This window comes from Alistipes sp. CAG:29 (assembly GCF_000435435.1).
In the GTDB taxonomy this organism is placed as follows: Bacteria; Bacteroidota; Bacteroidia; order Bacteroidales; family Rikenellaceae; genus Alistipes; species Alistipes onderdonkii.
The window spans coordinates 15,235-25,763 of the sequence record NZ_FR893443.1 but is presented as its reverse complement, the minus strand read 5'-3'; the positions used below and the strand labels follow the sequence as shown (position 1 = coordinate 25,763).

Below are 10,529 nucleotides of genomic sequence, written 5' to 3'. Positions count from 1 at the left end.
AATCAGTCCAAACTTTGGGGTGCACATCAGAAAGAATCCCCTTTTTTTGTGCCCGGTTTTCCCTGCCCGGCCGGAATTCTGCGAAGGGGTGGCGGTGCCTTGCAGCCGCTTCTGACGACAGGCAGTTGCGGCTTGTTTATTATTTCTGACATGTGCCGCGTTTTTTCATAATTATGGTTATATTTGTGTAGTTTTGATTTTTACGGGTTTCAATTGTGCCTCGACTTAATCTCAAATTTAGAATTATGAAAAAACTGATCGGCATCGTTGCCGCGCTGGCGGTGTTCTTTGCCCTGCAGGCGTGCGGAGAGGGCGACGACCCCGCTCCCGGAATACGGTTATCTACGGAAACCCTCGATTTCCCGGCCGGGAAATCGACCCTCGACCTGGTGGTTTCCTGCCCGCAGCAATGGCGCCTCCGGGTCAGTGCCGAGTGGTGTTACGTGCTGGGCGCGGATGTCCTGAACGAGCCGTGCGAGGGAAAGACCTTTAAGATCGGCGTGGATGGCAACAACTCCCTCGAGGGCCGTGAGGCACTGATTACGTTGACGGGGGCGGACGGGACGGTGAAAACCGTTACAGTGACGCAGGGAGCTGCGGAAGAACTCGCCCCCGTCATCGAGTCGTTCCGGTTCCGGACGGCGGCGAATGCGGCGAAATTGCCGCAGGATGTGGTGCTGGAGGTCGGTGACGGTATTATTTCCGGCAGAACTTCATTCGTGGTGGAGGACAAGGTGCTCGTCCCCGAGTTCGAATTCGAAGGCGGGGGCGTTTATCTGGGAGCGCAGGAGGTCGTCAGCGGAGAGACCGAGGTGGATTTTTCGGGCCCGGTCGTGCTGACGGTCAGGAGCAAAGGCGGCGAGGAGCGGGAGTACAGGGTCAGCCTGGTCAGCTTCACGGGGCTGCCCGTGGTCTATATCGACACCGGCGGCATACCGGTCGTCTCGAAGGAGGAATATGTGGCCGCTTCGCTTAAGATCGTGGATAACAACGGGCTGCGCCCGAGCAGTGTCTTCAAGGGGGATGTCACTATCAAAGGGCGCGGAAACAGTACGTGGGGCATGCCGAAGAAACCCTACCGGCTGAAGTTCGGCAAGAAACAGTCCCTGTTGGGCGAACCCAAGGACAAGTCGTGGGTGCTGCTGGCCAACTATATGGACAACGCCTGCGGGATACGCAATGCGACGGCCTATGCGATCGGCCGCCTGAGCTGTCTGGAGTTTACGCCGACGACCCATTTCGTCGATGTTTTCCTCAATGACCGTTACAACGGCACCTACCAGCTTTGCGAGCACATGAAGATCTCCGAAGACCGGGTGAACGTGACCGACGAGGGATACCTGCTCGAGGCCGACCAGCTCGACCGCCTGAGCCCGGACGATGTTTATTTCCGCACGGAGCGTATCCTGATGAATATCAAAGACCCCGACGTGGAACCCGGAAGCCCGCAATACGAATGGATCAGGAATTACGTCAACGAAGCGGAGAATGCCCTCTATGGTGCGGATTTCGCCGATCCCGAAACGGGGTATGCCAAGTACCTGAACGTCGATACGTATGTGGACTGGTACGTGATCAGCGAGATCACCAAGACCAACGACGCGTCGCTCTATACGAGCTGCTATATGAATATCGCGCCCGGCGGGAAGCTGAACATGGGGCCGATCTGGGATTTCGACATCTGCATGGGCAATACGAAGTGGAACGGTACGGACGGGCGCGGCCCCGAAGGGTACTGGAACCGCGAATCGCCGTGGTTCGAGCGGATGCTGCAGGATCCGGCCTTCGTGCGGAAAGTCAAGGAACGCATCGGCTATTTCAAGTCCAACCTCGCCGTCATCCTGGCGCAGGTGGACGGCGAGGCCGCCTATGCCGAGGCTTCGGTCGTCGAGGATAACCGGCTGTGGCATAACCTGAAACCGGAGGGAGCGGCGGACAGCGAGGTGAAAACCGCGTTCCGGCAGGAGGTTCGGGCGATGAAGGAGTGGCTGACGGCGCGCCTCGACTGGCTCGACCGGGCCTCTTTTCAGGATTAGGGCAACGGACAGGGCGGCACAGGATGCCGCCCTGTTTTTCCCGGGGCATCCCGGCTGCGGAATGCTGCCGGTGGGTGCCCCCCCCCTCCCGATGCGCAGGGTGCGATATGCCGGGCGGACTCCGGGCGGGGAGTCCCGTCCGGCAGGGAACATGCAGCGGTGTATGTTATGCCAAAAAAACCTATATTTGCACGAACACAAACATTACCACTATGAAAGTATTGCTTATAAACGGCAGCCCCCACAGGGAGGGGAACACTTTTATCGCCTTGTCCGAGGTTGCCCGGACGCTCGAAGCGGAAGGCATCGGGGCGGAGATCGTCCACATCGGGACGAGGGCCATGCAGGGTTGTATCGCCTGCGGGAAATGTGCGGAACTGGGGCATTGCGTCTTTTCCGATGCCGTGTATACCGCCGTGCGGGAGAAGCTTGCCCAGGCCGACGGCCTTGTGGTCGGCTCGCCGGTCTATTATGCCGGGCCGAACGGTTCGCTTTGCGCGCTGCTCGACCGCGTGTTTTATTCGTGCGGCCGCGATCTGGCCTACAAGCCTGCCGCAGCCGTGGCTGTCTGCCGCCGTGGCGGGGCGAGTGCGACGTTCGACCGCCTGAACAAGTATTTTACGATTTCGAATATGCCCGTCGTGTCGTCGCAATATTGGAACAGCGTACACGGACGGGTGCCGCGCGAAGCGCACGAAGATGCCGAAGGCTTGCAGACGATGCGGGTGCTGGCGAGGAACATGGCGCAACTGCTGAAGGCCGGCGTCGGCCCCCGTCTGGCCCCGGAACCCGAAGAACGGGTGTGGACGCATTTCATCCGCTGACCGCCGCGGGGCTGGATTTCAGGATGGAGCAGAGTGCACAGAAAAGGAATTGGCAACGACTAACGGTCGTTGCCAATTCCTTTTTTATGATATAGTTGTCGAGGATTGCCTGGCCGGCAATGTTGGTTTCCATCTTCTAATAGGCTGTTATGACCCGGCTCGTTTCGCTCGTCGTCGTACCTCCGGCACCCGTGGCCCGGCACTTTACATAATAGGTCGTCCCGGCTTTCAGTCCGCTGATCGTCGCTTTGATGAGGGTGCCGTTTACCGAGGCGTTCTTACCCGTTGTGGGGTTGGAGGAGGTGCCGTAATATATCTTGGCGTCCGAAACCTTCGCTTCATCCTTGTTGTAAATCTTATAGGTTACGGTTACCGAGGTTTTAGTCGCCGTAAAATCGTAAAACCCGATATCGGGCTTTTCTGCCGGGGAACCCGGATCCGATCCGCTTCCGGAAGTTGACACATAATAGAAATAGTTGCTATACGTGTCGTAGTCGGCTATCATTACCAGTTCCGAGTCCGTCATTTTCCCGATGCGGCTGTGCCCGAAGCCGAAGGCCGTGCTGTATGCTCCATTCGTCTTGGGGTCTCCCGTGTCCCATTGGCAACAGATCATTTCCCCGTCGATCCACCACCAGCCTGAATGGGTGTTGTTCAGGTACAGGTAGTGCCATGCGCGGTCGGTTTCGCCCGAAAATGTTATTGTATTCAATACGTAGGGGTTATTCAGAACCTTTTCAGTGCCGTTTTCTACTTTGGTTTCCCTGGTCAGTTTCCAATGTGTGTCCAGGAGTTGCCGTTCGAGTTCCTGGCCGGTTGCCTGCGGCCCATTGCCGCTTTCTCCACCTTCGTCGCTGCTGCATGATACAAGCATGAAGTATCCGATTACCAATATGGATATGGCAATATTGATTAGTTTCATCGGTTCCGTTTGTTTATGATTTCTAGGGTGTTTGAGTCGTTGGGATTTCGGCTTTCGATAAATTGTTACATTGTTTCGGGATTTTGACCCGGAATTATTCCCCTGCCGCTTCCGGGGGCGGCAGGGGATGATGAGGCCAAACATCCGGCTGGTTGTCGTACGTATTAGAAATAGTAATTGAATGCGATCGTCGCACCGACGTTTAGGCCGAGCGAGAAGTCCCGATTGGATACTTTGTTGTCGCCGTCTTGTTTGATAACGGTGGTCTTCGTACTGGACGAACTCCACGAAAGCGATCCGGAAACGAGCATGTCGCCGCGTTCTTGTGCACATAGTGTCGATGCCATTCCCACCAGTGCGAAACAAAGAAATAGTTTTTTCATAATAAACTGAATTTAGGTAGATAATGGATGTTTTTGCTTGCGATACTAAATTGTATATTGTTTATCCGTTCGTTTGGAACGGAGGGTTTTCTCTTCATTTCAGGCAGCCGTATGTGTTTTGTGCGGGAACGACGTTGGACGGATCGGTAGTCTGACAGGTCTGAAATGAAAAATCGCCTCTATTACAGATGATAGAAATCTGTAATAGAGGCGATTTTGTAAAAGCACAGACTTGCCGGTCGGTCTTTGTCTGTCGATCCTGCGGTCAGGCGGATCATCCTGCGGAGAGGAGGGGATTCGAACCCCTGAAACCCTTTAGGGGTTTACTCGCTTTCCAGGCGGGCCAGTTCAACCACTCCTGCACCTCTCCTTTCGGTTCGCAAAGGTAATAATTATTTTCAGATTTTACCAAAAATTGCCGTTTTTCCTTCAGGGGGCAAGCGCCCGGTTCCGGGGCGGGTGCAACGCGGCGGTTTGCCCGCAGCCGGCCGAACCAGCAGGAGGTTATCGCATTCAGCCGGTTTCCGTTGGCCGCCATCGGCAGGCATATCATCGTGGAAAATGAAAACGGGACTGTCTAAACTTGTTAGGCAGTCCCTTGCGACACACTATCGAAAACAAATTGCGTTGTTAACGATTGTCCTGCGATTTTTTCGTGTACTGGTTATGTCCTTCAGGATTGTTGCTGCGCGAAGTGCGCCCTGAACCGGACGACTGGCTGCTTGCGGTTCCCCGGCTCGCCGAGCTGGTGCGCGAAGTGGTCGTACGCGACGACTTTTCCGCCGATTTGCTTTGTCCGGACTGTGGATGGCCGGTGGTTTTGTTGTTAGACTCTTTCATGACTTTTAAAGAATTAAGTGAGACATTAATGCTGTCCGCCAGCCGAAGGGCCGAAGCCATGCGGTTGAAAGCCAGCCTGTACCGCATCTCCCCGCCGGGATGTACGGTATAGCTGACAACACAAAATAGATACCGAATATTTACGGAATATTTACCGGAGCCCGAAGTGGATGATGCTCAGCCGGGAAATGCTATGCGAATCAATCCTTTTTCCGTACCCAAACGGCTAATTTGCCTCCGTGTACCTTGAAAAGAGCTTTCCCGTCGTCACCGATGGTCAGTTCGTCGTCGTAGCTCCCGGTGATCTCATGCCACGTTTCATTGGCATGCGCTACGCCTACGGACATCACCTTCTCGCCGTCCTCGCCGTTGGAAAGGAGCAGTGCCAGGCCGGAATCCGGATGTCGCTCGTCGCCCGAGCGGGTGAAGCCTACCGTATTGGGATGGTCGAAATAATCCGTCTGTTCGCCGAAGGCGCGGGAGCGGCGGGCATCGAGCAGAATATCGAGGACGGGGCGGTGGGGCGACCCTTCGCCTTTCATGCTGTAATAATCGCCGTAGAAGACGCAGGGATACCCCTCTTTCATCAGCAGGATCAGTCCGTATGCCAGCGGTTTGAACCACGATTTGACCTGCGATTCGAGCGAACTGCCGCGCTGCGAGTCGTGGTTGTCCACGAACGTCACGGCCAGCGTGGGGTATTTCTGCACGAGCGTGTCGTCGAGCAGCGTCCGCATGTCGAAGTCGCGCCCCTGCTGCGATGCCGTGAAAAGTTTGAAGTGAAGCGGCGCGTCGAACAGGTCGATCTGGTGGTCTACGGCGTCGAGGTAGGCCTCCAGCGATTCGAAATCACCGCTCCAGTACTCGCCGACGGCGTAGAACTCCTTGCCCCGCGAAGCCCGGACGCTGTGCATGAAGTCGGCGATGAACGCATTCTTGATGTGTTTGAGCGCGTCGAGGCGCATGCCGTCCGCATTGAGCGTCTGGGAAATCCATATGCCCCAGCGTTTCATTTCTTCGACCACCTCGGGATGGTCGAAATCCACGTCGTTGAAGATCAGGAAATCGTAGTTCCCGTTCTCGCCGTCGACGCCTTCGCTCCACTTCTTGCCTTCGCCCTGGATGAGGTAGATGGCCCGTTTGCCGGTCTCGTAAACCTGGTCGGTTCCCGAGAAGTGGTACCAGTGCCATTTGAAGGGAGAATATTTGTCGCCGCGTCCCGGAAAGGAGTATCCCGTCCACCCCTCGACTTCGACGGGCGCGCCGATCACCTGCTCGCGGTTCTCGGGATCGACCTCGCAGGCCATGAATTTCTCGGTATAGTCGGCGCCGGTCTTCTGGTTCATCACCGTGTCGAGGTAGACGGATATCCCGTTTTCGTGGAGCGCCGCGACCGCTTCTTCCAGTTCGTGCCGCGTGCCGTACTTGGTGCGGACAGTCCCTTTCTGGTCGAACTCCCCCAAATCGTACAGGTCGTACACGGCGTATCCCTCGTCCTGTTGTTCGTCGGCCTTGTAGGCCGGCGGTATCCAGACCGACGTGATGCCGATGTCGTGCAGGTGTTTGGCATCCTCTTTCAGGTGCACCCATAATTTACCGTCGTTGGGCAGATTCCATTCGAAATACTGCATCATTACTCCGTTTTTCATAAAGCCGATATGTGTTTAATGGTTAAGGTTTTTCGCTGCAAAGTACATGCTAAACAGGATGAACGCCCCGGGGAAATTCCGGGGCGCTCTCACCTGCAGGCCGGCGGGGGCGTCAATCCTGCCCGACCGGCTGGCGCCGGGGCGCCTCGGCGTCCTGCGAATCGTACTGGCTCCACTGGAGGTTTTTCTCCGGCGTCGCCTTGCGGATTTCGCTGCTGCGCTGCTTGCTGAGCTTCTTGTCGGCACTGCGCACCGAAGCCTCCGTGCGGGGCGTGCCCTGCGGTTCGAGGTCGGTGAGCCCGTCGGTTTCGAGTACTTGCTGGCGCGGATTTTCGACATACAGCCACTCTTCGCCCAGGCCGGTGCTTTCGCCTTCGTTCCACGGCCCGCGGGCATCCTCGCCCATCGAGTGGTTGGAGTAGATGTTGCTGTAACGCGGGTCGCTTTGCAGCACACCGGGCGGGAAATTGGGCTGGATGGTGTCCAGTGCCGCCTCGAACTGCTGGAAATGCGCCACTTCGCGTGTCATCAGGAAATTGAGTGTCGCGAGCACGTCCTTGTCGTCGGTGAACTGCATCAGGTATTCGTAGACGATCTTGGCGCGCGATTCGGCGGCGATGTCCGAACGCAGGTCGACCGTCAGGTCGCTGTTGGCATTGACATAGGAGCCTTGCCAGGGGACGCCGTTGCTGTCGGTGAGGCGCGGCCCGCCGCCCGTCAGCACGCCGAACTGAGGGTTGACCGAAAAAGCTGAATGGATGAAGTCGTCCTTCGAAATGCCTTCGCCGAAGACGTCGTTTCGCTCGGCCGCATCTTTGAGGTTGCCGTTTACGCCTGCGAGGAGCATCTGGATCGTGGCCCCGACGATTTCGAGGTGTCCCAGCTCCTCGGTGGCGATATCCATCAGCATATCGTACTTGTCCGGATAGGGGTTATGGCAGGCGAAGGCCTGCACGAAATACTGCATCGCAGCTTTCAGCTCGCCGTTGCCGCCGCCGAATTGTTCGAGCAGCAGCCGTGCGAAGCGGGGATCGGGTTTCGATACCCGCGCTTTGAACTGGAGTTCTTTGGAGTGGTAAAACATAGATTCGTTGTTTTAAGTTGAACATGCCGGAGGCCGGGTTTCCCCGGGAGGTTCGTCGCAGAGGCCTCCACTCCCGGTCGTATTTCCCGGGGACGGGCCTTCTGCGGACGTCCCGTTGCGGCCGGCCGCATTGCCGGCGTAATTAGTGCCTTTTGTCCGGATTTTGTCCGTTCATCCGGTTTTCGGCGCTCTGTTCCCTGTCGGAACCTTTCTCTTCCCAGTACGAACCCGTCTTGGAGCCGTATTGCGACGAATTCTCCGGCTGCTGCCGCTGGTAGGAACTCCCTTGGCTACCGCCGGCGTGCATGCCGCTGTTGTCGCCGCTGTTGCTCCGGCTGTCCAGATCGTTCGTGTTGGCGTTGGTTCTGGGATTGTTCTGCATTTCGTTTTCCTGCTCACGGCTCTCGCCGTACATGTTGTCATTCTTATTCATAATAGTAATTTTTAATGATTCGGTTTAATAGGTGATTCGGTGGCCGATCCGTCGTGCCCTTCGGTCTTGACGAGCTTGTTGTAAAGCCCCATGATCAGCAGCGGGGCGGCCCACTGTCCGACCAGCAGCGCGGTGGATTTCCGGCCGCGGCACATCATGCAGGCGGAGGCTGCCAATGCGCTCAGCCCGGCACACAGATAGACCATCGAGGGAATTTTGGACGTCTTTTTTTCTACGGCAACAGTGGCGTTGCCTTCTTGCGGTTGATTGTTCGACATGGTTTTGCTGGTTTAAAAACCGGAGCAGGGAACTGCTCCGGTTGTAATTGACACTTAAGACGATCCTTTAATAGATCGTTATCTTGACGATCCCTTCCACGGCGGGAACCGGGAAGGTGTCGCCCACAGCGCTGATGGCTTTGTCCTCGGGCATCCGGGTGCCGCCGAATACGAACTGGGCGTTGCCGGCTCCGGGATACTGGCTTACGGCCGTGCCGTCGTCAAGCAGGACGGTCTTGCTCGTCACCTCGCCTTTGGTCAGGGCATTGAGTTCGGGGCCGTTTGCAAAGAACCAGTCGTTGGAATAACCGAACATCGTTGCGAACGCCACTTTTTCGTTGGCCGCAGCCTCATAGGTGCATTCCATGCTCTTGCCCGGCAGGACGGTGTCCGTAAGCGTGTAGATCTTGCGTACCTGCGGGACTTTTTCGAGCGAAGCTTTCAGCTGCGCCGGATCGCCGCGCTGTGCGAGCGCTGCAAGACCCAGCTGCGCATCTTTCTGTCCCAACTGGTAGATCGGGTTGGTGTTGCCCGTGTAAACCACTACGATGGCGCCGTGCAGCGTGGTGATGATTCCCGTTTGGTCGGCGACAAGCGATTTGAGGGGGTCGACATTGCCTGCTTCGGCCAGCTTGGTCAGCTCCACGCCTGATTTCTGGTCGACGCTGAAGAACGGTTTGTCCATCACCAGGTCGCCGTCGAGCAGGTTCGATACGACGAATACACCGCCCGAGAACGGGGTCTCATTCGCCGTGCCGGCAGAAATATTGGAGATCGTACAGGTGAACAGCGACTGTGCGGCATCGAAGGTCAGGCTCACCTGGAGCAGGCTCGATGCGGCCAGATAGTTGTGTCCTTCGGAGTCCGTGCCCTTCACTTCGGTTACCACGCCGGCCTGGGCTACGCCCGGATGATTGACATCGGGGCCGGGCTGTTCGTTTACGCGGGTTCCGTTGTCCCAGAGTTTCACGGCATCGGCAATGATGCCGGTATAAGGTACTCCCGAATCGTTGAAGAGCTGGATGCCCGGATTCTCTGGGGCGAAGAACAGGTCGTTGGAATTGGAATACATAGTGGCGAACATCAGGCGCTGCCCTTTGGCTGCGTGGAATGTGAACGACGTCGTTTGCCCGGGGGCCACGGCGGCGAACGTGCCGCTCTGGACGTAATTCTTCGTCGGGATGACGTTTTCGAACTTGATCGTCGGCTTCGTGCCGGGAGCGCTGTTGTCGTCATCGTCGTCGCAGGCGGTAAAAGCGAATCCTGCGAAAAGCAACGCCGCAGCGAATGCGGTGCAAAAGTACTTTTTTTTCATAGTGGAATTGATAATTAAATAAAGTTAACAATCGGTTAAACCATAAGTGTTTTTTATATTAAGGTATGTGCTCGTATTTGTTGTCCGGCACCCTTTACAGTGCAGTTCCGTGCATCATTTATGCCATGAAAAATACTTTTGGATGGATTGGAAAAGCGGGAGGATGGATATTCCTGCAAAACACGCAGTAAGGCGGGGATGGATTTTTTTTCGACCTCGTCCGCCGGGGTAAAACCTTTTTCCTGCGGTGGTTCGGGCGCTGTTTCGGCAGATTTTTTGCGGATTCGGGATTGTAACGTCCGCCACTCCCGGTGCCGGAGGCTTTGGGCGGAATAACCACGCAAATATGGATGCAACGGCAAAAAACCTTTTGAACCTTCAACGGGAGGAGGCCACCTTGTGCGAAGTCTACCGCCGGCTGGCCGAACTGGAAAAAGACCCGGTTCGCCGGCAGACCCTGGTGCGTATCATGCACGACGAAAGACGGCATTGCGCGATCCTGAAGCGCAGGACGGGACGCGAAATGGCTCCCGATCCGAAACGGGTTTTCTGGTATGTGTGGATAATGCGGGTGCTGGGGCCGGCTTTTGTCGTCCGGCAGATGGAGCTGTGTGAAAAAGGCACGGAGGCGAGTTATTCCCTGTATGCCGAGCGGGAGGAGTTCATTCGGATCGCTTCGGAGGAAAAGCGCCACGGGGAGGATCTGACCAACCTGGCCGGCGGAATGCGGCTGTCCTATATGAGTTCGGTGGTATTGGGCCTGAA

10 protein-coding genes, 1 tRNA gene and 1 pseudogene are annotated in these 10,529 nt (G+C 56.5%); 3 read left to right on the top strand and 9 right to left on the bottom strand.

All coding sequences use genetic code 11. From position 1 onward, the window contains the following. Window positions 1–245: 245 nt before the first annotated feature. On the top strand, window positions 246–2,036 hold the full coding sequence (locus QVP03_RS04665; RefSeq protein ID WP_022332411.1) for a CotH kinase family protein: 1,791 nt from the start codon (window positions 246–248) through the stop codon (window positions 2,034–2,036). Window positions 2,037–2,248: 212 nt separating this feature from the next. Further along, on the top strand, window positions 2,249–2,860 hold the full coding sequence (locus tag QVP03_RS04660) for a flavodoxin family protein (RefSeq protein WP_022332410.1): 612 nt from the start codon (window positions 2,249–2,251) through the stop codon (window positions 2,858–2,860). A gap of 136 nt (window positions 2,861–2,996) precedes the next feature. Here the strand turns inward: QVP03_RS04660 and QVP03_RS04655 are convergent, their stop codons facing one another. From QVP03_RS04655 to QVP03_RS04615, 9 genes are all read right to left on the bottom strand, one after another. Further along, window positions 2,997–3,782 carry a fibronectin type III domain-containing protein gene (locus QVP03_RS04655; RefSeq protein WP_022332409.1) on the bottom strand — a complete coding sequence of 262 codons (786 nt, stop codon included), beginning with the start codon at window positions 3,780–3,782 and terminating at the stop codon, window positions 2,997–2,999. 164 nt (window positions 3,783–3,946) lie between these two features. Beyond that, window positions 3,947–4,165, bottom strand: coding sequence for a hypothetical protein (locus QVP03_RS04650; RefSeq protein WP_022332408.1), 219 nt, complete (start codon window positions 4,163–4,165; stop codon window positions 3,947–3,949). A gap of 282 nt (window positions 4,166–4,447) precedes the next feature. Beyond that, window positions 4,448–4,535, bottom strand: a tRNA-Ser gene (locus QVP03_RS04645). A gap of 260 nt (window positions 4,536–4,795) precedes the next feature. Next, on the bottom strand, window positions 4,796–5,005 hold the full coding sequence (locus tag QVP03_RS04640; protein ID WP_081918666.1) for a hypothetical protein: 210 nt from the start codon (window positions 5,003–5,005) through the stop codon (window positions 4,796–4,798). A 200-nt stretch (window positions 5,006–5,205) separates the two neighbouring features. Further along, complete coding sequence (locus QVP03_RS04635) at window positions 5,206–6,654, bottom strand: alpha-amylase (RefSeq protein ID WP_193759074.1); 1,449 nt, start codon at window positions 6,652–6,654, stop codon at window positions 5,206–5,208. A 112-nt stretch (window positions 6,655–6,766) separates the two neighbouring features. Further along, window positions 6,767–7,738 carry a manganese catalase family protein gene (locus QVP03_RS04630; RefSeq protein ID WP_022332406.1) on the bottom strand — a complete coding sequence of 324 codons (972 nt, stop codon included), beginning with the start codon at window positions 7,736–7,738 and terminating at the stop codon, window positions 6,767–6,769. 142 nt (window positions 7,739–7,880) lie between these two features. Continuing rightward, entirely contained in the window at window positions 7,881–8,171 is a 291-nt protein-coding gene (locus tag QVP03_RS04625; protein ID WP_022332405.1) for a hypothetical protein, read from the bottom strand. A gap of 11 nt (window positions 8,172–8,182) precedes the next feature. Then, the gene (locus tag QVP03_RS04620) at window positions 8,183–8,449 is read right to left on the bottom strand and encodes a hypothetical protein (RefSeq protein WP_022332404.1); all 267 of its coding nucleotides are present in this window, start codon (window positions 8,447–8,449) and stop codon (window positions 8,183–8,185) included. Window positions 8,450–8,516: 67 nt separating this feature from the next. Beyond that, window positions 8,517–9,764 carry a spondin domain-containing protein gene (locus tag QVP03_RS04615; RefSeq protein WP_022332403.1) on the bottom strand — a complete coding sequence of 416 codons (1,248 nt, stop codon included), beginning with the start codon at window positions 9,762–9,764 and terminating at the stop codon, window positions 8,517–8,519. A gap of 346 nt (window positions 9,765–10,110) precedes the next feature. On the opposite strand from QVP03_RS04615, the pseudogene QVP03_RS04610 reads away from it, so the two are divergent. Next, window positions 10,111–10,529: pseudogene (locus tag QVP03_RS04610) on the top strand (rubrerythrin family protein); the annotation flags it as partial.